13 protein-coding genes and 3 pseudogenes are annotated in these 23,368 nt (G+C 60.8%); 11 read left to right on the top strand and 5 right to left on the bottom strand.

Going from position 1 to position 23,368, the window contains the following annotated elements; translation table 11 throughout:
- The first annotated feature begins 573 nt into the window (after window positions 1–573).
- The 7 genes from D5125_04640 (at window position 574) to D5125_04610 (ending at window position 11,786) form a co-directional block, all read left to right on the top strand.
- Entirely contained in the window at window positions 574–4,533 is a 3,960-nt protein-coding gene (locus D5125_04640) for a cadherin repeat domain-containing protein (protein ID QFY88816.1), read from the top strand.
- A gap of 279 nt (window positions 4,534–4,812) precedes the next feature.
- The gene (locus D5125_04635) at window positions 4,813–5,346 is read left to right on the top strand and encodes a transposase (protein QFY88815.1); all 534 of its coding nucleotides are present in this window, start codon (window positions 4,813–4,815) and stop codon (window positions 5,344–5,346) included.
- 197 nt (window positions 5,347–5,543) lie between these two features.
- On the top strand, window positions 5,544–5,747 hold the full coding sequence (locus tag D5125_04630) for a transcriptional regulator (protein QFY88814.1): 204 nt from the start codon (window positions 5,544–5,546) through the stop codon (window positions 5,745–5,747).
- Window positions 5,735–5,962, top strand: a complete 228-nt coding sequence (locus D5125_04625) for a type II toxin-antitoxin system RelE/ParE family toxin (GenBank protein ID QFY88813.1) — start codon at window positions 5,735–5,737, stop codon at window positions 5,960–5,962. The genes D5125_04630 and D5125_04625 overlap by 13 nt, the downstream gene beginning before the upstream one ends.
- Window positions 5,963–6,025: 63 nt before the next feature.
- The gene (locus D5125_04620; GenBank protein ID QFY88812.1) at window positions 6,026–8,737 is read left to right on the top strand and encodes a sulfotransferase; all 2,712 of its coding nucleotides are present in this window, start codon (window positions 6,026–6,028) and stop codon (window positions 8,735–8,737) included.
- A gap of 376 nt (window positions 8,738–9,113) precedes the next feature.
- Window positions 9,114–10,679, top strand: a complete 1,566-nt coding sequence (locus tag D5125_04615) for an ATP-binding protein (GenBank protein QFY88811.1) — start codon at window positions 9,114–9,116, stop codon at window positions 10,677–10,679.
- A gap of 147 nt (window positions 10,680–10,826) precedes the next feature.
- Window positions 10,827–11,786 carry an Rpn family recombination-promoting nuclease/putative transposase gene (locus D5125_04610; protein QFY88810.1) on the top strand — a complete coding sequence of 320 codons (960 nt, stop codon included), beginning with the start codon at window positions 10,827–10,829 and terminating at the stop codon, window positions 11,784–11,786.
- A gap of 48 nt (window positions 11,787–11,834) precedes the next feature.
- On the opposite strand, the gene D5125_04605 is transcribed toward D5125_04610, so the two are convergent.
- From D5125_04605 to D5125_04585, 5 genes are all read right to left on the bottom strand, one after another.
- Window positions 11,835–12,353, bottom strand: a complete 519-nt coding sequence (locus D5125_04605) for a DUF3368 domain-containing protein (GenBank protein ID QFY88809.1) — start codon at window positions 12,351–12,353, stop codon at window positions 11,835–11,837.
- Entirely contained in the window at window positions 12,335–12,679 is a 345-nt protein-coding gene (locus tag D5125_04600; protein QFY91056.1) for a UPF0175 family protein, read from the bottom strand. Before D5125_04600 ends, D5125_04605 begins: the two co-directional genes overlap by 19 nt.
- A 309-nt stretch (window positions 12,680–12,988) precedes the next feature.
- Complete coding sequence (locus D5125_04595) at window positions 12,989–13,717, bottom strand: response regulator transcription factor (protein ID QFY88808.1); 729 nt, start codon at window positions 13,715–13,717, stop codon at window positions 12,989–12,991.
- Between the two features lie 70 nt (window positions 13,718–13,787).
- Window positions 13,788–15,365 (bottom strand): hypothetical protein, encoded by a 1,578-nt coding sequence (locus D5125_04590; GenBank protein QFY88807.1) that lies wholly within the window; start codon window positions 15,363–15,365, stop codon window positions 13,788–13,790.
- Window positions 15,343–15,708 (bottom strand): hypothetical protein, encoded by a 366-nt coding sequence (locus D5125_04585; GenBank protein QFY88806.2) that lies wholly within the window; start codon window positions 15,706–15,708, stop codon window positions 15,343–15,345. The genes D5125_04590 and D5125_04585 overlap by 23 nt, the downstream gene beginning before the upstream one ends.
- A gap of 418 nt (window positions 15,709–16,126) precedes the next feature.
- On the opposite strand from D5125_04585, the pseudogene D5125_04580 reads away from it, so the two are divergent.
- The 4 genes and pseudogenes from D5125_04580 (at window position 16,127) to D5125_04560 (ending at window position 23,170) form a co-directional block, all read left to right on the top strand.
- A pseudogene (locus D5125_04580) lies at window positions 16,127–16,666 on the top strand (DUF4347 domain-containing protein).
- A gap of 300 nt (window positions 16,667–16,966) precedes the next feature.
- Window positions 16,967–18,514, top strand: a pseudogene (locus D5125_04575) (VCBS domain-containing protein).
- A gap of 582 nt (window positions 18,515–19,096) precedes the next feature.
- Window positions 19,097–21,271, top strand: a pseudogene (locus tag D5125_04570) (cadherin repeat domain-containing protein).
- A gap of 132 nt (window positions 21,272–21,403) precedes the next feature.
- Entirely contained in the window at window positions 21,404–23,170 is a 1,767-nt protein-coding gene (locus D5125_04560; protein ID QFY88805.2) for a DUF4214 domain-containing protein, read from the top strand.
- Window positions 23,171–23,368 lie beyond the last annotated feature (198 nt).

The raw sequence follows: 23,368 nt of genomic DNA, 5'->3' as shown, positions 1-23,368 counted from the left end.
CGTGCAGCGAGGCCTGGGCCTATCGGATACCATCAGCGTTCTCACCTACGACCCCATCCAGAGGCTGGCAGAGAACCGCAATGACAGCGACGCCCTGGCGGTACAGAAGGCCGTGGCCCAGGTGGTCAATGTACTGGTGCAAACCAGCACCGTGCTCAGCACTGCCAAGGGCGAGAGCGACCCCCTAGGCAGTGCTGATGCGGTGCTCCAAAGCCTCAGCCAAAGCCTGCTGAATGCCAGCCAGGGCGGCACAGGTGCCCTGGACCTGACCGACAGCGACACCCTGGGCCAGATCATTCAAAACAGCTCCACGGCCAGTGGCCTGGGTGAAACCCTGAGCCAGGAGCAGACCCAGCAGATTGCCGGCATTACCGCCGCCAGCAACAGCTCGGCAGCGGCATCCACAACCGTTACCCAATTGACCCAGAGCATGGTCGTGGCCCAAGGCGAAGCCACCGAGGCCCTCGCCGAAGGCATGCAGCAAGGGGACTTCAGCCAAGCGAGCGAAGAATTCACCGGCGATAATCTTGACGACAAGGAAGCGGATGCCGATACCGGCTATCTGGTGAGATCGTGCCGGTGGAAGATGAGCCCGAGCCGCAGCCAGAGCCACAGCCCCAACCCGAGCCCGAGCCGCAGCCAGAGCCACAGCCCCAACCCGAGCCAGCGCCAGCGCCTGCGCCTGCGCCCGACACCACGGCACCCACAGTAGCCATCACCGATGACACCAGCGGCACCGCCACGGGTGATATCACCTACACCTTCACCTTCTCCGAAGCCGTCACAGGCTTCACCGTGGATGATGTCAACGTCACCGGCGGCACCAAAGCGGGCAGCTTTGCCAGTGGCACCGATGGAGACAGCGTCTACACCCTGGTGGTCACCCCCGATGCCAACAGCACCACCGACATCACCGTCGATGTAGCCGCCGATGTGGCGCAGGATGCGGCGGGTAACAACAACACCGCGGCCACCCAGTCCACCCAGGCGGTGGATACGGTAGTTCCGACCGTCAGCAGCGTCACCGTGCCCGCCAATGACACCTACAAGACCGGTGACACCCTCAGCTTCACCGTCAACACCGACGAGAACGTGACTGTGGACACCACCAACGGCACGCCCCGTCTGGCCCTGACCGTCGGCAGCAGTACCCTCTATGCCAACTACGCCAGTGGCAGCGGCAGCCAGGCGCTGGTATTCAGCTACAGCGTGCAGAGCGGTGATCTGGACAGCGACGGCATTGCGGTGGGAGGCAGCATCGACGCCAACGGCGGGACGCTGAAGGATGCGGCGGGGAATGCGCTCAACACCACCTTGAACGGTGTCGGCGCCACAACCGCCGTCCTCGTCGATGGGGTTGCGCCGAGTGTCTCCAGCCTCGCCCTCACCTCGGCCACCGGCGTACAGAATAGCCTCTACAACACCGGCGACGAGATCAGCGTCACCGTGACGATGAGTGAAGCAACCACGATCGACACCACCAACGGCACCCCGCAACTGGCGCTCAACATTGGCGGCACCACCAAGCAGGCCAGTTACGACAGCGGCAGCGGCACCACCGCCCTGGTGTTCAAATACAGCCTCGAATCGGGCCTGTCCGATGCCAATGGCATCAGCATCGACAGCAACAGCCTCAGCGCCAACGGCGGCAGTCTGAGCGACGCCGCTGGTAATGCCGCCACCCTCACCCACAGTGCCGTGGCGGACAACGCCAGCTACCCGGTGGATGCGGTAGCGCCCAGCTTCACTTCTGGCGCCACAGCAACGGCGATTGCCGAAAACTCCGGTGCAGGCCAGACGATCTACACTGCGACAACGACTGATGACAACACGGTCAGCTACAGTCTCAAGGCCGTGGACGACCACGCCAGCCTTGGCATTGATGCCAACACGGGCGCGGTCACCCTGACCGGCAACCCAGACTACGAGACCAAGGCCAGTTACGCCTTCACCGTCGTGGCCACCGACGCAGCGGGCAATGCCAGCGAACAGGCGGTCAGCCTGGCGATTACCGACATCGCCGACGAAACGGCCCCGACCGTCAGCAGCGTCACCGTGCCCGCCGATGCCACCTACAAGACCGGTGACACCCTCAGCTTCACCGTCAACACCGACGAGAATGTGACTGTGGACACCACCAACGGCACGCCCCGTCTGGCCCTGACCGTCGGCAGCAGTCCCCTCTATGCCAACTACGCCAGTGGCAGCGGCAGCCAGGCGCTGGTATTCAGCTACAGCGTACAGAGCGGCGATCTGGACAGCGACGGCATTGCGGTGGGAGGCAGCATCGACGCCAACGGCGGGACGCTGAAGGATGCGGCGGGTAATACGCTCAACACCACCTTGAACAGTGTCGGCGCCACAACCGCCGTCCTCGTCGATGGGGTTGCGCCGAGTGTCTCCAGCCTCGCCCTCACCTCGGCCACCGGCGTACAGAATAGCCTCTACAACACCGGCGACGAGATCAGCGTCACCGTGACGATGAGTGAAGCAACCACGGTCGACACCACCAACGGCACCCCGCAACTGGCGCTCAACATTGGCGGCACCACCAAGCAGGCCAGTTACGACAGCGGCAGCGGCACCACCGCCCTGGTGTTCAAATACAGCCTCGAATCGGGCCTGTCCGATGCCAATGGCATCAGCATCGACAGCAACAGCCTCAGCGCCAACGGCGGCAGTCTGAGCGACGCCGCAGGTAATGCCGCCACCCTCACCCACAGTGCCGTGGCGGACAACGCCAGCTACCCGGTGGATGCGGTAGCGCCCAGCTTCACTTCTGGTGCCACAGCAACGGCGATTGCCGAAAACTCCGGTGCAGGCCAGACGATCTACACTGCGACAACGACTGATGACAACACGGTCAGCTACAGTCTCAAGGCCGTGGACGACCACGCCAGCCTTGGCATTGATGCCAACACGGGCGCGGTCACCCTGACCGGCAACCCAGACTACGAGACCAAGGCCAGTTACGCCTTCACCGTCGTGGCCACCGACGCAGCGGGCAATGCCAGCGAACAGGCGGTCAGCCTGGCGATTACCGACATCGCCGACGAAACGGCCCCGACCATCACCAGCGTCACCGTGCCCGCCAATACCACCTACAAGACCGGTGACACCCTCAGCTTCACCGTCAACACCGACGAGAATGTGACTGTGGACACCACCAACGGCACGCCCCGTCTGGCCCTGACCGTCGGCAGCAGTACCCTCTATGCCAACTACGCCAGTGGCAGCGGCAGCCAGGCGCTGGTATTCAGCTACAGCGTGCAGAGCGGTGATCTGGACAGCGACGGCATTGCGGTGGGAGGCAGCATCGACGCCAACGGCGGGACGCTGAAGGATGCGGCGGGGAATGCGCTCGACACCGCCTTGAACAGTGTCGGCACCACAACCGCCGTCCTCGTCGATGGGGTTGCGCCGACCGTCACCGCCTTCAGTTCGACAACATCAAATGGCAGTTACAAGGCGGGAGACGCCATCAACATCACCGCCACCGCGAGTGAGGCGTTGGCAGTGGGCGGTCAGATCACCGTCACCCTCGAGACCGGCACCACCGACCGCGAAGTGGTCCTCACCCGCGATGGTAGCGATGCCACCAAACTGGTCGGCAGCTACACGGTGCAGGCGGGTGACACCAGTGGCGACCTGACGGTGGCCTCCTTCGTGTTGGGCAGTTCGGGCAGCAACATCCCGACCGACACGGCGGGTAATGCCATGGCCAGCACGACCCTGCCGGCATCGGCCAATCTGGCCGATAACGCCGCACTGGTAGTCGACACCACCGCCCCAACCATCACCGGACCCGACGACGCGACAGGCCCGACTGCATCGGTCTCTATCGATGAGAACACCACCCCCGTTCACACCATGACGGCAGATGAGACGGTTACCTGGAGTCTCAGCGGTGGAGATGATCAGCTCAGGTTTAGCATTGACGCATCGGGAGCCTTGGCGTTTCAGTCGGCGCCTGATTTTGAGTCGCAAGCGGATTCAGATGGTAATAATGTTTACGAGGTGCAAGTCAGCGCCACCGATGCGGCGGGCAACATCGAGACACAGGACGTGGCGGTTACGGTGAACGACGTCGCGGAGGGACCGACCTTTGATATCGTCTACAACACGGACACTGGAGCATACGAAGGAGGTGCGACACTGTCTGCTGATACAATTTACAGGATTAAGATAATAGTAGACCATAACGCATCGAAGGTGACCCCCCGCAGCATCGGAGAACTACCCAACTGGGACGCTCTGGATGATGACGACGTATTGTATTTTATTGCGTCTGATGAGGGAGCGATTAAAGGTTATTGGAAGGATCCAGTTGCGAGTGTCAGCGAACCAGTTTTTAGCGTAGTGAAACTGAAAACAGGACCGGCCGGTTATGAAAACGCAGCGATTCTGTACGCTGATGGCTTTATGTATCGATCATACGGAGGTAGTACGGGCGCTGATTTATTCATGGGTACATGGGATGCTGTCCCAGAGATCAGATACTACAACGGTTCCGCTTGGCTTCCGACAGCGTAAAGGCAGTGTGCCATCTCGATCAAAATAGCACGTAGGTTGGGGTGAGGTACGAACCCCAACAAGATGCCGCCTGGTGTGGCTCAATCGTTGGGCTTCGCAGGCTCACCCCAACCTACCAAAGGCGACTGCTTGTCGTGAAATGGATCAGGCCTGCAAAACCCATTTGCAGCGCGTAGGTTGGGGTGAGGCACGAACCCCAACAAGATGCCGCCAGGTGTGGCTCAATCGTTGGGCTGCGCAGACTCACCCCAACCAACGCAATGGAGCAACCCACAGACGATGCGTTACCGACGGGCTAATGTGCCGGGCGGTTCATACTTCTTTACGGTCAATCTGGCCGAACGTCGGCTGCGTTTGTTGGTGGATCATGTGGCCTTGTTGCGCACCTCGGTGCAACGGGTAAAAAAAAGCCACCCCTTTTATATCGATGCCTTTGTGGTGCTGCCCGATCATCTGCATGCGATCTGGACGCTACCCTCAGGTGATGCCGATTTCGCCACCCGGTGGATGCTGATTAAGTCGGGTTTCTCGCGCCAAATCGCCCGGGACGAGCGCATCAACGCGAGCCGAAGGAGAAAGGGGGAACGCGGCATTTGGCAACGGCGGTACTGGGAACACAGCATCCGGGATGAACAGGACTACCAGAGGCATGTGGACTACATCCACTACAATCCGGTGAAACACGGGTATGTCTCGCGTCCGGCCGATGGGGCGCATTCGAGCATCCACCGCGCTATTGCCAAAGGTATGCTCGAATCCGATTGGGGGGTGGGTGGACTGGTGGAAGACCGGGGTGATGTGGGTGAACGATAGGGCGGGGTCTGTTGGGGTTCGTTCCTCACCCCAACCTACGGGCTACGGGGTCTGTTGGGGTTCGTTTCTCACCCCAACCTACGGGCTAAGGTGTGTTGGGGCTTGTTCGTAGAGGTGGAAAGCGGCCACATTGAAGATGGCTTGGCGGTTCTTGGTATAGTTAGGTAATACCTTAGGATAATGCCCTGGAGGTTGCTATGACGACTGCTGCCGTTCGCCCCGTGGCGATCACCGAGTACGTGGATCGCGAAGAGAAGCGAGAGGCGTTCCGCCAGCAGAGGCTACAGGCATGGGAAGCCTTTCGGGCCAATGGCCTGCATGTTGCTGCCGATGAGGCCGATGCCTGGCTGAACCAGCTTGAACAAGGCCATGACACTGAACCACCCGAATGTCACGATTGATCTGGACTCCGGCAGCGCTGCTGGATGTGCAGCGGCTTTACCGCTTCCTGGCACTCAAACATCCTGACGCGGCAAAGCGTGCCGCAAAAGCCATTCGCCAAGGGGTAGCTGTGCTGGAACAACAGCCCGGTGTTGGACGACCCGTTGAGCATATGGATGAGGCACGAACCCTAACGGGAAGAGGTGGTCGGCACTGGTCAGAGCGCCAGGCTTAGGCGCTGGCCAGCAGAGACTGAGAACAGAGCATAGCCCCATCCATCCTGAAACAGAGTTAGACCATGATCGACCCAACCATCACCCATCTGCGCCAACTGATGGAGCAGCAGGACTACCCCGCGCTGGCAGCGGCCTGCGCCGAGGCATGGGCAGCGCAATCAGACCCCGCCACGCTCCCGCTGCTCGCCCTTGCCGAGGCCCAGCAAGGCGATTTCCACTGCGCACGTGAGCACCTGCAGCAGGCCGAGGCGCTGTTCGATCAACTCGATGTCGATGCGCGTACCGATCTGGCCGGCGCCTGCCTGGTGCTGCTGCAGTTCGATCGGGCGATCGCCCTCCTCGACGACATCCTCGCAGCGGCGCCCGAACAGGATCTCGCCCTAGCCCGCAGGGGCTTTGCCTGCATGGCCAGGGGCGAACCCGCCGAAGCGGCCGCATGGTTCGAGCGCAGCCTGCAGCACAACCCCGGGCGAATCACCGTCCTGCTCAACCGCATTCACCTCCACCTCCAGCAGCAGGAGCTATCCGAAGCCGAGGCACGACTGGCGCAGGCCGAGCAACAGCTGGCCACCCGGCAGGGTCTGCCCGAGGCGATCCGCAACCAGCACCGCGACGCCCTCGACAACCTGCGCCTCAGCCTCTGGGTCAAACAGGGAGAAACCGCCGAGGCCGAGGCCTGGGTCGCCGAGCAGGGGGATGTGGCAGGCGCACAGGCCCACTTCGCCCGGGTGCTGGCCGAGAACGACCGCCATGCCCAGGCCGAAGCGGTGCTCAAGGAGGGGCTGCGCCGCGATCCTGACAACGAGACCCTGGTGCGGCAGTTCATCGAACTGGCCCAGTTGCTGGGACGTAGCCACCAGGCGGTGCATCTCATCGAGCGGCGCATCGCCCGGGACAGGGACAACCCCGAGTGGTGGATAGCGCTGGTGAACGCCTGCCTGCCGCAGTTCGAGGCGCGGGCCGCGCAGGCAGCCGACAAGGCACTCGAACTCTGCGAGGCGCTGACAGTCAGTGATGACAATCCCGAGGCACGCATCTGTGCCCTCAGGCGTCAGGCCCGGCTGGCGCTGGCCCAGGTCAAGGCGAACCAACAGCAGTACGACGAGGCCGAGCCGATGCTGCTGGCCCTGCTGGAGGAGCAGCCCCATCTCGCCCCCGCCCTGCGGGAGCTGGGCAGTCTTTGCCTGCAGCGGGGGCGCATCGACGAGGCGGTGGCCCATTTCGAGCGCCTCAAGCAGATCGACCCCGTCATGGGCCACGGCGCCCTCATCAACGCCCGCCGCTTCCCCGAAGATGAGACAACCCTCGAAAAGATTGAGCAGGTCGCCCGCCGCCCCAGCCTGGAGGGAAGCCTGCGCAGCGGCCTGCTGTTTCAGCTCGCCGCCGCCTGGGAGAAGCGCAAGGACTACGACAAAGCATTCAGCCTCGCCGACGAGGCCAACCGGGCCAGCAAGCGTTTTCTCCACTACGATCCCAAGGCCCACCGCAACAGCTGCGCCCGCATCCGTGCTCTCTACAGCCGCGACTACTTCGCCCGCCGCAAGGACTACGGCAACCCCTCGACCCTGCCAGTCTTCGTGCTGGGCATGCCGCGCTCCGGCACCACCCTGGTGGAGCAGATCATCGCCGGCCATAGCCTGATCCAGGGTGCCGGCGAGCTGGGCGTCATCCCCGCCCGGATTCAGGGTCTCAACCGCTGGGAGCGCCACATCGGCTCCGGCCGCGAATATCCGGTCTGTATGGACGATGTCACCGCCTACGTCAGCCAGGGGATCGCCCAGCAGGTGCTCGACGAGTTGCAGGGCTATGCCGATGAGGCCAAACCCGGGGCGAAGCATGTCGTCGACAAGCTGCCGCACAACTTCGAGAACATCGGCTTCATCAAGCTGCTCTTCCCCAACGCCCGCATTATCTCGGTGCGCCGCGACCCGCGCGACATCGCCATGAGCAACTATTTCACCGACTACCAGGCCAAACACGGCGGCATGGGCTTCGCCTATGACCTCGAATGGATCGGCCAGCAGCTCGCCGATCACAACCTCCTCATGCACCACTGGCAGCAGCTCTTCCCCAACGAAATCCTGGAGATCAACTACGAGGATGTGGTGGAAGACACCGAGGGCATGGCGCGCAGGATGCTCGACTACATCGGCGTTGACTGGGAGCCGCAGGTGCTGGCCTTCAATGAACTCGACCGACCGGTGAAGACCGCCAGCGTCTGGCAGGTACGCCAGCCCATCTACAAGACCTCCAAGGCCAAGTGGATGAACTACAAGCCCCATATCCTGCCCCTGGTAGAGGCCGCCAATGCCCCCATCCGCCCTGACCCCGAGACGATCAAACTGCTGCCGGAGCCGGGGATGTACACCACCGCCGGGAGCTACTACAAAGCGGACAAACTCGACGAGGCGGAGTACGAATACAAAAAGCTGCTGCACCACATCCCCGACCACGGTGCCGCCAACTATCAGGTGGGGGTGATCTACTGGCGCAAGGGCCATCTCAAAGAGGCGATCCCCTTTCTCGAGAAGGCCCACAACAAGTGCCCCTGGCAAACCGTCTGGCGGCAGGGCCTGATCCAGGCCTATGAGGCCACCGGTGAGACCGACAAGGCCGAGGCGCTGAAGCAGAAATACCCTGCCAGGGGCCCGACGGCCGATGCGGATTCACAGGGCCTGGAGACCTATCAGGGCGAACTGATCATGCCGACCTCAGAAAATCCCCGAGAGGCCTATCTGGATGAGGTGCTGGGGAATTATTTTCGGCAGGGGTGAGAGGGTTTCGTGCTGAGGGGGCTGGGGTTGGCCTGTTTTCTGGTGCCCACGCGCTGCGTGGGTACCCAGGGGCGACGCGCTGCGTCGCGGGTCGCACTGGACTGGGACCAACCCCGGATTCCGCCCTTCGACAGGCTCAGGACGGCGCTGCACTCCATCCGGGCTAACACTCACCTCCGAGCCAGCGCTCGGAGCTCCCAGGATGCGTTGCAACGGCAAGGGTGTTTCACAGCAAGTCCAGACATAGCCGATCCATAGCGCCACAACCCATAGGGCGGCCCCTGGCCGCCGTGCCGACGAGGTGGGGCGCTGCTGGCCCAGCTGAATCGACCCAGCGGCGGGCGCGGCCCGCCCTATGCGGTGCTATCATGGTGGCATGAAACGCAAAAAACTCCCTACCGGCATCTACACCTTCGCCAAGATCCGTGGCGAGGACTATTACTATGTGGACAAAACCCCCTTTGCCCTGCAGTTGATCGAAGAGGGCAGCTATTACTTCCTATCCCGCCCACGCCGCTTTGGCAAATCCCTGTTCTTGGACACCCTGGCCGAGCTGTTTCAGGCCAATGAGCCGCTGTTTCGCGGTCTCTATGCCCATGAGCACTGGGATTGGGGCATCAAGTATCCCGTTATTCGCCTGAGCTTTGGTGGTGGCCTGATGCGCGATCGGGCGCAGCTGGAGGCCAAGTTCCGCGAATTGCTCGACATCAACCAGGCCAGGCTGGGCATCAGCTGCCGCCAACCCACCGCTCCGGGCTGTTTTGCCGAGCTGATCCAAAGCGCCGAGCAAAAATACGGTCAGCGCGTAGTGATTCTGGTGGATGAGTACGACAAGCCCATTGTCGATAACCTGACCCAGCCCGAGTTGGCTCGGGAGATGCGCGATGGCCTGCGTAATTTCTACTCGGTGATCAAGGATAACGACGCCCAGATCAAATTCGCCTTCATCACCGGCGTTTCCAAGTTCAGTAAGGTGAGCATCTTCTCCGGCCTGAACAATCTGGAAGACATCACCCTGAATGTCGGCTATTCGGCGATCTGCGGTTATACGGAAGATGACCTGGATGAGGTATTCGCCCCCGAGCTGGAAGGCCTGGATCGGCAGCAAATTCGCGATTGGTACAATGGCTACAACTGGACCGGCGAGGCGGTGTATAACCCCTACGACCTGCTGCTGTTGTTCGATAGCCGCCTGTTCCGTTGCTACTGGTTTGAAACCGGCACGCCGACCTTCCTGATCGACGTACTCACCCAGCGCCAGACCTTCAGCCCCAAGATCAGCGCCTGGCATGCCACCGAGGCCCTGCTATCGCGCTTTGATGTGGACGACATGACCACCGAGGCCCTGCTCTGGCAGACCGGCTATTTGACCCTCCACGGCCAGCGCCAGGTGGGTACTGCCCGGGTCGAATACCGGCTCGGCTACCCCAATCTGGAGGTGGAAAGCGCCCTCAACGAGGCCCTGCTCAGCCGACTCTACGGCAACGCCAGCTTGGCCAGCGAGTCAGTCAGCCGTCTCTACGATACCCTGATGAGCGGTGACTTCGAGCAGCTGCGCCAGCACTTTCACAGCCTCTACGCCGGCATCCCCCACGACTGGTACCGCAACAACCCCATCACCCACTACGAAGGCTACTGGGCCAGCGTCTTCTACAGCCACTTCGCCGCCCTGGGGCTGGATATTCGCCTGGAAGACGCCACCAACCAGGGGCGGCTGGATATGGCCGTATTGTTCAATCAACAGGTCTATTTGTTCGAGTTCAAGGTGGTCGAGCTGGTGCCGGAGGGCAAGGCGCTGGGGCAGCTGAAGATCAAGAACTATGCCGAGAAGTACCAAGCCCTCAATCAGCCGATTCACCTCATCGGCATCGAATTCAGCAAGGAGCAGCGTAATCTGAGTGGGTTTGATGTGGAAACTCTCACCCAGCAGGTGCTGATCTGAATTATTCCAACCCTATGAAAAGGTGGGACTTGGCCTGCGGTATATGGGTTTGCTCAGCTCGCTCCCTGGCTTTACGCCCGTGAGTACCTGAACTCACTCGCCCCTAAAATCACTCAGCATAGCCCCCAGCAATCTTCAGGAGTCGCCATGACCGCCACCCCAACCAACGCCGTCCCAGCAGACGGCCTGCTCGACCCGAAAAACGACTACGTCTTCAAGAAGCTGTTTGCCGAGGCCCCGGCCCTGCTTGCTGCCCTGATCAACGCCGTGCGCAGCGACGAACCGCCGGTTGAGGTGGTGGAGGTCCTCAATCCGCGTATCGAACCGGATGAAATCAAAGGCAAATTCATCGTCCTCGACATCCTGGTCAAGGATCAGCACGGTCGCCTGTTCAATGTCGAAATGCAGATTCGCCGTTTCGACCCCTGGAGCGCCCGCAGCACCTATTACCTGGCCCGCGCCCTCTCCGGCCAAATCAGCAGCGGCGAGGATTACTACAGCCTGAAACCCGTCATCGGCATCCATCTGCTGGATTTTGACCTGTTCGACCAGCCGGAAAACGCCAACCAGGCACAATGGTGCTTTGAATTGCGCGACCGCAACAATCCGCAGGTCAGGCTCGGCGATGAGCTAAAATTGCACATTATTGAACTCAGCAAAGCGGACCGCCTGGGCCATACCCAGGGCCCTCTGGCGGACTGGATCAAACTGTTTGAACACTGGCAGGAGGACTGCACCATGCAAAGCATCGACTACCCACCGGTACAACAGGCACTGGACAAACTCAAAGGCCTCAGCGCCGATGCGGAAACCCGGCGCATGGCCTTTGTGCGCGAACGGGCGATGCGGGATGAGTCATCGGCACTGCGAGCGGCGACGGAGAGGGGGCTGCAGCAGGGCATGCAGCAAGGGATGCAGCAGGGTATGCAGCAAGGCAAACGTGAAGAAGCCGCTGCCATGCTCTCCCGGCTACTGACCAAACGCTTTGGCCCTTTGTCAGAGGAGACCCGCGTGCGCTTGTCGGAAGCGACCCTTGATCAACTCGATCTTTGGGCTGACCGGATTCTGGACGCGCCGAGCGTGACGGCGGTATTTGATGGCCATTGAACATAGGTGCTGGCGGGGTGGCGGGGCAGGTTAAATAACCCTGAGCCCTCAATCCGCCTCACCCACCCGGCGCAAGATCGTCGAGATCACGGCGGCAGAAATGCGAAAGTCGGAGGCGTGCAAACGAGCAAACACCGCCTTGGCGGATGGGATCAACCCCCGCTGGCGGGCCATGCCGATCACCGCCGCAGTCCCCACCACCTGCAGACCCTGCTCAATGGCAATCGCCCGTCCCGCACGCTCATCCATTAGCAACAATGAGCCTTTCCCATCGGCCAGCGCGTGTCGGATGCAGGCGGTTTCGCCCTCGTCCAATCCGGCGTCCAGTCCGGCATCTATACAGGCACCGGGGGGCTCGACGGGTGCCGCATCACACAACCGCAAAATGCCTCGTTCATGGGCGCACAGCAAAAGGGGCTCATCCGGCAAACCACGGCCCGGCAACAGCTCGCGCCAGACTTCCTGCGGTACCCAAACCTCGCCGAAAAGGTCTTTCAACCAAGGCAGGCCATCTACACGCGCCAGCCCGATCAACGGGCTGGCATCACTCAGGACCCGGCCAGCCATGTGTCCAGCGTCTCCATATCCGCCGTGGCATCCGCTGCCTCCAGACTGATCACTGGAATACCCAGGCGCGACACATGGGTAATAAACTGACTCAGGCTCATCTCAGCCAAGCGTGACGCCCGTGCCAAAGACAAATGCCCATCCCGAAACAACGCTGTAGCCAGGGCCGGCCGAACGCCCGCCAGATCGAGCCCGCCAAGCGCCTCTACCCCCACCATCAAGGCATCGGGTTTATCTCGATTCATCACCACCACCACATCGTGACGCGCCCGCCGCAAGGCATCGCTGGGGTTGTTCTTCAAGCCACTCACATTCACCGTTTGCATGCCCATCTCCCAGGGGAATATTCAATGGGAATAGTCTAGCACCACAGGGTTCAGGTCACAGGCCTATCCAACGCAGCGGACTGCAAGCTGATCCGGCCATCGGTTTGGCCTTACCCGCACCTTGAGCCCGCCAACGGTTTACCCTGGGCAGATTTGACGTCACTAAAACGAGAGCCAAAAAGGAGGAAGTGAGATGATTAGTGTATTTGGTCACCGTATATCCTATCCACCTGATTGGCATCGAATTCAGTCGGGAACAGCGTAACCTGGTGGGGTTCAATGTGGAAACCATGGGTTAGCAATCCAAGCTTATCTCCACACCAACCGCTCCGCAAACCCATAACCGACGCCGTAGGTGGTGATGATGGGCGCGGGGTCGCCGGTGGTCTCGCTAATCTTGCCGCGCAGGCGGCGCACCAGATTGTCCAGGGCGCGCTGGGCGGAGTGGTCGTGCCGTCCATACAGGTGTTCGAGCAGGATTTCTCGGGGAATCGTGTCCTCGGGATGCGCGCAAAAGCGACTGCACAGTGCGCTCTCCTTCGGCGTCAATGCGATCATCCTTCCGCTTGGCGTAAGCAATTGGCGGTGTCTGGTGTCCAGTCGCCAGATCTGATCCGGGCACTGGCCGCTGGCCGTTTCATCCGCCACTCGGGCCGGCTGTTGCCGCTCCTGGTAACGAGCAGCCATGGCGCTGACGGCGGCCAGCAGCTCGCGGTGATCGATGGGCTTGCTCAGAAACAGGTCGATGCCGCTGCGGTACACCTCGACCCGGTTCTCCACCTCATCGTTGGCGGTAATAATGATCACCGACATGGCGGTATTGCACCGGGCGTACTCGGCCAACACCTGTCCGGGCTGGTCGGGTAACCCCAGATCGATCAACGCCACCTGAAAGGGCGTGCCAAGATCCAGGGCGCGGTAGAAATCCAGGCCACTGCGGGCCTGGGTCACCCGGTACCCGTTGATCTCCAGCAACTCCCCCAACGCGCTGCAGAGATCCTCGTCGTCCTCGACCAGGAGAATGGGAATGGATGTCATGGGCAGGAACTCCCTGAATCAAGAGGAACGACGGCGACGGGCCGACACCGCATGGAATCTTCGAGGGCCATCATGCCGCCGTCACGCCGGCGGGTTGACCCGTCGCGCCACCCTGGCGAGGCAGGCACACCTCGATCAGGAAGCGATCCCTGGGCGTATCCAGAATATGGACCTCACCGGACATATCCTGCACGATCCGCCGCACCAGGTAGAGGCCCAAGCCCATGCCGGGCCGACCGCCGCCCGTGGCCCCCCGTACAAATCGCTCGAACAGCGCCTCCCGCTGTAACGGCTTGCCTGGATCGACGGCGTTGCCGAAACGCAACCGCACCGCATCGGCCTCCAGCACCAGTTCCAGTTCGACCGGATACGCCCCATCGACCGGATAGCGGTAACGCGAGGCGTTGCCGAGCAGATTCTCCACCACCACCTGGAACAGGCCCGGGTCGAGCATCAGGGGCAGCGGCTCGGACAGGGGCCGATAGACGATCGGGCAATCGGGGTGTAGTTGACGAAAATCGGCCACCGCGCCGTTCAACAGCGGTGCCAGGTCCACCCGCTGTAGCCGCACCTGCGGCGGACGCCCCTGCCGGTGGGTCTGCAGCGCCTCGCTGAATAATCCCTGCAGACGTCCCATCGCCTTGTTCAGTACCGCCATGCGTTCCTGTTCAATCCGCCCCTTGCCGTCGAGAACGTCCAGGTGGGTGCGCACGATGGACAGGGGCGTGCGGTACTCGTGGCTGATGGTGTCGATGAACTGGCGCTGCTCCGCGCGGAGGGTCTGCTCTGAGGTCAGCGCCTCCTGCAACTGCGCCTGCTTCTCCACCAGGTTCCGGGTCATCTCCCGCGCCAGGGCCACCGCCTTGCCCTCCGCCGCCTGCGCCGCCTCCAGGGCCGCCGCCTCCGCCGCCAACACCCGCTCCGACAAGGCCAGGGTCATCAGGATCATGTGGAACACCGAACTGTACTGCAACGCGTAGCGGGTCAACTCGGTGCTCGGCAGCAGCCCGAGCATACCCATAAAGGTGATCATGGCGCCAACGGCGGTAATGGAAAAGGCGCTGAAAAACAACCGCCCGGCGACCAGGCCCTGGCGCATGTGCATCCAGGCCATGCCCATGTAGAGAAACACGAGGAACAGACCCGTGGTCGCCAGGGGCTGGACAAAGAGGTTGTAGTAGGGCGTCGTACCACTGAGAAAACTCAGCACCCCGAGGGCCACGACAGCCTGCAGGCCACGATGAATCCGGGGGTTGCGCCGGCGGGTCTCGAACAGCCGCATGATGAACAGCGCAAAGGTGGCAAAGCCGAGGCCGGTAGCCAGCGCCACCAGGAAGTCGCCGAACAATGGCACTGCCGCCGGCCAGAGCAGGCGCAGCATCCCCTCTATCCCCAGGTAGCCGAAGCAGAGGGTGGCGATATAGGCGCTGTACCAGCCGTAGAACAGATCGCGCAGGCGCAGCGCCAGCAGGCCGTTGATCAACGTCAGGGTCAGGGTGATGGCCAGATAACCGCCCTGGATCAGCACCACCCGCTGGGTCTCGGCGGCCAGCGCCTGCGGGCCCATGAGAAAGGCGCGCAGCGTCAGCGCGCCCTTGCTCTGCACGCGGATAAACACCCACTGCTCATCGGGTGCGCTCGGTTCCATGCGCAGCAGCAGACGCGGATGCCGGTTCAGCGCATCGGTGATCCGCTCCTAGTCGCCCAGTCGCTTGTGCACATAACTGTCCGGGTCGGCGGGATCGGCCCCCCCGTTGCACCCACACATCCACCCGGTCCAGATAGGGCGGATCCATCCACAGGGTCAGCTTATCGGGCGAATTCGCATCGAATGCCACGCGCAAGCGTAACCAACTCACCGCACCGGTATAGCCCCGATTGATAAAGCCCGGCAGGGGCCGGAAGCCCTCGGCGGCCCCGCCCAGCACTGCGGCCAGGTCCAGCTCGCCCTCGGCATCATCAAGAAACGCCAGATGCCCCGCCAGGCTCAACACCCCCTCGCGAGCCACCACCGGCCCGGAGCCCCCCTAGGCAACCCCCTGCCAGGCCAACAAGGCCAACAACAGCAGCAGTGAAAAACGCGGGAACTGCAAACAGGGGGGCATGGATCATCTCGCCTGAAACGCATCGGAACCCCAATGATAGCGAGATCAACCCGGTGGCGCGAAACCTTGCGCCCAGATACCGCAATAGGAAAAGGTCACCGCTTGGAATTGTGACATTCTGATAGATTTTAATTTGTCCTTTTATATACAAAAACATGCAACACTTAAAGTGGACATCTGTTCCAGTCGAGTCAATCCTGAGCCGGCTTTGTTCGGCCTGATATGATTGATTTTGATAGATTTTGATGTATTTCGATGGTTGTGATTCGGGCAAACAGGACTAGGATAAGGATCGTGATAATCGATGTTTTTGTACCCCTTAGAGAGAAGCCCCATGCCGACCCAAAACCAAATCGCCGTCATCGATACCCAGGTCCAGGACTACCAGGTCCTCGAACAAGCCGCCCGTGAGGCTGGGCTTGACGTCATCCTGCTGTCCGGTCAGGGCGATGGAGTGGCCGAACTGGCCGCGGCGCTGGCAGGGCGCAGTGGCATCGAGGCGCTGCACATCTTTTCCCACGGCAGCAACGGCCGGATCATCCTCGGCGGGGCCTCGCTCAATAACGCTACGTTGGACGCCTATGGCGATGAACTGGCCGTCATTCGTCAGGCCCTGAGCGAGGAGGGCGACATCCTGCTCTATGGCTGCAATGTGGCAGCGGATGACGAAGGGCAAGCCTTTGTCCATCGTCTGACGGAAATCACCCAAGGTGATGTTGCGGCATCGGATGATATTACCGGTGCAGTTAGTTTGCAGGGGGACTGGGTCCTTGAAGTAGCCAGCGGGCCAGTGAGTTCCAGCGCAATCTCGAGTGATTTACTGAACACCTTTACTCATATTCTCGCGACTCCAGCATCGATAACCACGTTCGATATCGACCCCACTCTACCCAATTTTGATGATTGGGACACTATAGCTTATGGAACGCCTACTGTAATTGCAGAAGATGTGTTCACCTCAGGATGGGATTTTTCCGCTCAAGGAGACGGTGATAGTTCAACACGGGTTCAATATGTGGATGAGAATCTTAATGCTTTTGGTCAAGATGCTGTAGGTTTCAGTGACACAGGAACTACAACCCAACTTCTCTGGGGTCAAATAGCATCTAACGATGGTTCCGAGTTTACTCTATACTCTATTGGTATGCGACTCGATTATGATCCCAACAACTCTACCGACACGATGACTTTTATCGGCTATAGGGATGGTAGTCCGGTAACGGGAGCAACATCGACATTTAATCTTAGCTCGTTTGGGACCTTTAGAGAATGGAAAACGTATAATTTTTATCATAAAGACGAATTTGCTAACATTGACGCACTTCGAATAGTTCCTCCCGCAGGTGTTGAAGTAAGCTCGATCTTTATTGATTCTATCAAAATCAATCCGCCCAGGATTTCCAGTGCAACCTATGATCCAGATACAGGTTTATTGGTGGTGTCCGGGGTTAATTTCACAGCGTTTGATGGCGAAAATAACGATATTGCTGCAAACAAGTTCATGATAATCGGGGAAGGTGGAGACAGTTTAAGATATACGTTGACCGATACAGCTAACGTAGAGATTACTTCTGCCACTGAGTTCAGGTTGAGTCTCTCTGATACAGACAAGGATGAAGTTAATCAAATATTGAACAAAGGCGGAACATCCTCAACCGATGGAACGTCTTATGCTCTTCGAGCCGGCTCTGGCTTTCTTGCCGCTTTTCCCTCGGCTTCTGATGATACGGGTAGCAGTGGCAGTGGCATTAACGGTATCACTGTACCCCCTGTGCCCGCGCCTAGTATCACCAGCGCGACCTATGATAACGTTACCGGTGAGCTGGTTGTTACCGGCGATGGATTTACCCAAAAATATGGTGATTGGGACATTGTTGCCGATAAATTGACCATCACTGGCGAAGCGAATGGCGAGCATACACTGACAGATACGCCAGGTGTCGAAATCACCTTGGCCACCAGCTTCACCCTGACCCTCTCGGACAACGACAAAGCAGCGGTCAACGCCCTGATCAACAAGGCAGGCACGTCGTCAAGCGACAACACCAGCTACAACTTGGCGGCAGCGGAAGACTGGGCAGCGGGCGCGGATGCGGCAGTCGACATTGCCGACCTGACGGGCATCGGCATTACCGCCACGGTTAACGAGGCCCCCACCCTCGGCGGAACACCGCTGGATACCACCGCCACCGAGGACGTGGCGACAGCCATCGACCTCTCTGATTATTCTATCAGCGACCCTGAAGGCGGCGAACCCATCACCCTGACCCTGGCCGTGGATCGTGGGACGATCGCATCAACCGATGGAGATGGTACGACTTCTGACGTAACGGTTGCCAGCTCTGGCACTGCCTCGATGACACTGCAAGGGACAGCAGCCAATCTGAATACCTATCTAAACGATACCAGCAAAATCACCTATACCACCGCGGCGAACGACACAACCAGTGCCACTCTGACGGTCACTCCCAATGACGGCTCCGCAGACGGCACAGCGGATACGGTGAGCATCACAATCGATGGCGTTAACGACGATCCGACGGTGTCAAACCTGCCGGCAGCAGTCACAGTCACCGAAGACACCCAGAGCGATATCGACCTTTCGGCAGCCTCTTTTGCGGATGTTGACGGCGATAACCTGACGGTAACATTGACAGCATCCACCGGAACGTTTGCGACCCCGGCGGATGGTGCTAGCGTCGGTAGCGGGGTTACGCAAACGACGGTCAACGCAACGACCATCACACTGCTTGGTGCCGCTGCCGATATCAATACCTATTTGGATACAGCCTCGAATATCCAGTATACGGCGGCCACCAATGAAAACGGTAACGCAGCAGCAACCATAGCCGTGACTGCGAACGATGGTGCCGGAAGTGGTGACGTGGCTCTTGGCACTGTCAATGTGGATGTTAACGCTGTTAACGACACCCCTGTTTTCTCCGGCCTTAATGGAACCCCCAGCTTCACGGAAGGAAGCAGCGCGGTGGTGCTGGACAGCGACGTTACGGTCGCCGATGTAGAACTGGATGCACTGAACTCCGGCAACGGCAACTATGCCGGTGCTTCAGTGACCATAGCGCGTAACGGTGGGGCCAATGGCGACGACCAATTTTCGATTCAAAGTGGTGGTAACCTCACAGTTGCCGGCTCGAATATCTCTGCCGCTGGTCACGTCATTGCAACCTTTGATACTTCTTCAACCCCAGGGCAGGTGACCGTTACCTTTGCCAATAATGGAACTATCCCGACAACCGCCCTGGTCAATGAAGTTATGCAGGGCATCCGTTATGCCAACGCCTCAGATGATCCGGCCAGTTCGGTTCAACTGGACTGGTCCTTCTCTGACGGCAACTCTGGCAATGTGCAGGGCACCGGGGATAACCCGGGAACCACAAACGGTGTTACGACTGTCTCTGTCACGGGTGTCAACGATGAGCCCACCCTGACCGCTACCGGCGGCAGCCCAACCTATGTGGAAGGCACTGCGGCCGCTGATCTCTTCAATACAGTGACTGCTTCCACCGTGGAGTCGGGCCAGACATTCACGGCACTGACTCTGACAGTGACCAACGTCACAGATGGCGCTAGTGAGATTTTGAGTTTCGATGGCTCAGATGTCGCACTAACCAACGGCAACAGCGTCACCACCGCCACCAACAGCCTCTCCGTCAGTGTCTCGGTCACTGGTAGCACGGCCACCGTCAGTTTCAGTGCTGCCACTCTCAGCGCTGCGGCGCTTCAGACTCTGGTGGATGGCTTGGCCTATCGCCATACTTCGGATGACCCTTCCACGGCCAGCAACCGGGTGGTCACCATTACCGTGCTGCAGGATAGTGGTAGTACGGCCAACTCGGGTGACGACAGCGCTGCCTTGGCATTGGCGGCGACGGTGAATGTGACGGCGGTGAACGATGCGCCGGTGCTGGGTGGCATAGATGGCGAGACCTCAAGTATCATAACGACTGGCGGCGCTCAGAATATCTTCGGTCTGGATGATGCCACGGTCAGCAACGCCGACTCGAGTGACTACAACGGCGGTTTCCTGACCATTACCGATAACGGCAGCAACAACACCGTTAATGGTCACTTTGGAGTGGATGACGTCAATGTCACCTCTGGAGACGATGCCACTATCGCCGCTGGAGAGACGGTCTCTGTTGGCGGGACGGCTATTGGCACGGCTGACGGCACCAGTGACGGTCAGGGTGGCAACACCTTGCGAATCAATTTCAACAGCGATGCCACCTCTGAGCGTATTCAAACCCTGATCCAGGGCCTGACCTACAACCCACCCGCCGGCACGGGCGACCAGACCTTCACCCTGACCCTCAACGACAACGATGGCACTGCTAATACAGGCGATGAAGACGGTGCGGTAAACTTCACCATCGCGGTGACCGACATCCCCAGAATCACCTCTGCCACCTACGATGCGACCACCGGCGAGCTGGTTGTCACCGGTACCGATCTGCAGGCCAACAGTGCCGGGGATGATATCGACACGAGCATGCTCAGCCTCAAGGGCGAAGGCGAGGAGAGCTACACCCTCACCAGTAACGATGTGGAAATTACCTCCGATACTGAGTTCACCGTCACCCTCAACGCCACGGACCAGGCCGTGGTGGAACGTTTTCTGAACAAGAACGGGACCAGCTCCACCAGCGGCACCGACTACAACCTGGCCGCAGACGATGATTGGAATGCCAACTGGACCCCAGGCGACAGCAGCGATACCACCAACGCAGTAACCGTCAGCAGTGTCCCAGTACCGACCATTGCCAGTGCCACCTATGGCACTGCTACCGGCGAACTGGTTGTCACCGGCGCCGGTTTCGTCAAGCGCGCAGGCGTTAATAATGACATTGTCGCCAACAAATTCACCATCACCGGCGAAGGCGGGACGACCCATACGCTGACTGATAGCGCCGACGTCGAAATCACCTCGACTACCAGCTTCACCCTGACCCTCTCGACCACCGACAAGGCAGCAGTCAACGCCCTGATCAACAAGGACGGCACGTCGTCAAGCGGCGGCACCAGCTACAACTTGGCGGCAGCGGAAGACTGGGCAGCGGGAGCAGACGCCGCCGTGGTGATTGCCGACACCACCGGCAACGGCATCACCGCCACCGTGAACCAGCCCCCGGTCATCACCAGCAACGGCGGCGGTGAAACGGCAGCGCTCAACGTCACCGAAAACACCACCGCCGTCACCACCCTCACCGCCACCGACGCCGACAGCGACACGGTCACCTACAGCCTCAGCGGCGGCACCGATCAGGCCAAGTTCAACATCGATGCCAACAATGGCGTGCTGACCTTTGCTACCGCCCCCGACTTCGAGACGCCCGCTGACAGCGACACCAACAACACCTACGTGGTCGAAGTCACCGCCAGCGACGGCAACGGCGGCAGCGACGTACAGACCCTGACCGTGACCGTCACCGACGTGGATGAAACCCCGCCAACACCGCCACCACCCCCTCCGGCGCCGGAACCAGAGCCCGAGCCCGAGCCCGAGCCCGAGCCCGAACCCGAACCCGAACCCGAGCCTGAGCCCGAGCCGGAAACCGAGACCGTGGATGGCACTGAGGTCAGCACAACCACCACCAACACCGGCGGCAGTACCACGACCACCACCTCGGTGCCCATCGTTGAAGGGGATCGCGAAGACGAGAACGACGCCACCCCCCAAGCCGACATCCCCCTGGCTCAGGGCGAAGACGGCGAGACGATTCTGCAAGTCAGCCTGCCCGTGGGCGTGGGCGTGACCGCGCAACAGGTCACCGGCACTAGCGCCGGTACCCTGCGTGATCTGCTCATTGCCGCCTCCAATCCGCGCATCGACGAGGAACAGGTGTTTGACGAGATTCTGCAGGCCGGTATCGACGCCTATGTGCCCACGGTGCAGAACGAGCAAGAGGTCACGGTCCGCACCGTAACGTTCGAATCCAACGGCAGCGTACCCACTCAGCCGATACGGGTCACCGGTGCCACCGGCACCGGTGAGGACGACGAACAAAACCCCAACCGCCAGGAGGCCCTGGTGATCGACGTGAGTAACCTGCCCTCGGGCACGGTGATCGAGTTCGACAAGGTCGAGTTCGCCATCATCATCGGCGCGGTTAGTGTCTCCGGTGGCGAGGGCCGCAACTTCGTCGTCGCCGATGACGACAACCAGTACATTGTCCTGGGTGAAGACGACGACGTCCTGCGCGGCGGCGGTGGCAAGGACACCGTCGGTAGCCTGGGTGGTGCGGATCAGTTGTTCGGTGATGCAGGCAACGACACCGTCTTCGGCGGCAGCGGTAACGACAGCCTCAGCGGTGGAAGTGGTGAGGACAAGCTCAACGGCGGCCTGGGCATTGATACCGCCCTGCTCAGCGGCAACCGTGCCGATTACAGCATCGAACTCATCGGCAACGGCCAGGTCAACCTCACCCAGCAAACCAGCGGCGAGACCACCCGCCTGTGGGACGTCGAACGCCTCCAGTTCGATCAGGGCGATAGCCTGACCCTGGCCCACAGCGCCAACGAGGCCCTGGGCCAGCACCTGATCGGCACCTGGCTGGGACGCGACCCGACCACAGCCGAGGCGGAGGCCATCCAGAACTGGCAGGGCGAGGGCCAGGCCATCATCGACGCCTTCCTGCGCTATCTGGCCCCCGAGTCGGTACAGGCCCTCAGCCAAGAGGAACTGCTTGCCGGGCTGGCGGACAACCCCAACATCCTGCGCCTGGACGCCATCCGCGCGGTCACCGGCAGCCCAGGTGATGACCGGGCCGAACTGCCCACCGGCCTGGGCCTGAGTATCGACGGCAGCGGCGGCCATGACGTACTCGGCCTCAACGCCCCGCGCAGCAACCTGCACCTGGAGGCAAAGAACGGTCAGTTGGAACTGACCCGACTGGACGATGGCAGCATGTACCTGCTGAGCAACATTGAAATGCTCGGCTTCAGCAACGGCGATACCCTGGTGCTGGCGCACAACGGCGTCGAGGCCATCATCGCCCGGCTCTACCAGGGTTTTCTTGGCCGCAACGCCACCGAAGCCGAGTGGAGCGCCGAGCGGGCCTATATCCATAGCGACCAGGCCGATGCCAACGACCTGCTGGCCCGCTTCCAGCAGCAGGCCAACACGGCAAACCTGGACGATGCCGGCTATATCCAGCAGCTGATACAAAACACCCTGGGCCGGGCGGCCACCACAGCCGAACTCAGTACCTACCAGACCAAGCTGACCGACGGCAGCCTGGACCGGGGCTGGCTGGCGGTGGAGTTGGCCGCGTCCGAGGAGGCGGCAGCGGCCATCACTGGCGTGATGCAGTTCGACGGCTGGGTGTAGGACCAGTAGTGGGATCAGCGGCGGGCGCGGCCCGCCCTATCGGCCTTTTCTGGTGCCCACGCGCTGCGTGGGTACCCAGGGGCGACGCGCTGCGTCGCGGGTCGCACTGGACTGGGACCAACCCCGGATTCCGCCCTTCGACAGGCTCAGGACGGCGCTGCACTCCATCCGGGCTAACACTCACCTCCGAGCCAGCGC

This window comes from gamma proteobacterium SS-5 (genome assembly GCA_009497875.2).
Lineage (GTDB): Bacteria > Pseudomonadota > Gammaproteobacteria > Chromatiales > Chromatiaceae > Magnetovirga > Magnetovirga frankeli.
This window is presented reverse-complemented; position numbering and strand designations above follow the sequence as displayed.

Coding starts and splice junctions, on each gene's coding strand:
- D5125_04590 (QFY88807.1), bottom strand. CDS start 15,365: ATGGAACCGAGCGCACCCGATGAGCAGTGGGTGTTTATCCGCGTGCAG.
- D5125_04605 (QFY88809.1), bottom strand. CDS start 12,353: ATGGCTGGCCGGGTCCTGAGTGATGCCAGCCCGTTGATCGGGCTGGCG.
- D5125_04610 (QFY88810.1), top strand. CDS start 10,827: ATGACCGCCACCCCAACCAACGCCGTCCCAGCAGACGGCCTGCTCGAC.
- D5125_04635 (QFY88815.1), top strand. CDS start 4,813: ATGCGTTACCGACGGGCTAATGTGCCGGGCGGTTCATACTTCTTTACG.
- D5125_04615 (QFY88811.1), top strand. CDS start 9,114: ATGAAACGCAAAAAACTCCCTACCGGCATCTACACCTTCGCCAAGATC.
- D5125_04600 (QFY91056.1), bottom strand. CDS start 12,679: ATGCAAACGGTGAATGTGAGTGGCTTGAAGAACAACCCCAGCGATGCC.
- D5125_04630 (QFY88814.1), top strand. CDS start 5,544: ATGACGACTGCTGCCGTTCGCCCCGTGGCGATCACCGAGTACGTGGAT.
- D5125_04625 (QFY88813.1), top strand. CDS start 5,735: ATGTCACGATTGATCTGGACTCCGGCAGCGCTGCTGGATGTGCAGCGG.
- D5125_04595 (QFY88808.1), bottom strand. CDS start 13,717: ATGACATCCATTCCCATTCTCCTGGTCGAGGACGACGAGGATCTCTGC.
- D5125_04620 (QFY88812.1), top strand. CDS start 6,026: ATGATCGACCCAACCATCACCCATCTGCGCCAACTGATGGAGCAGCAG.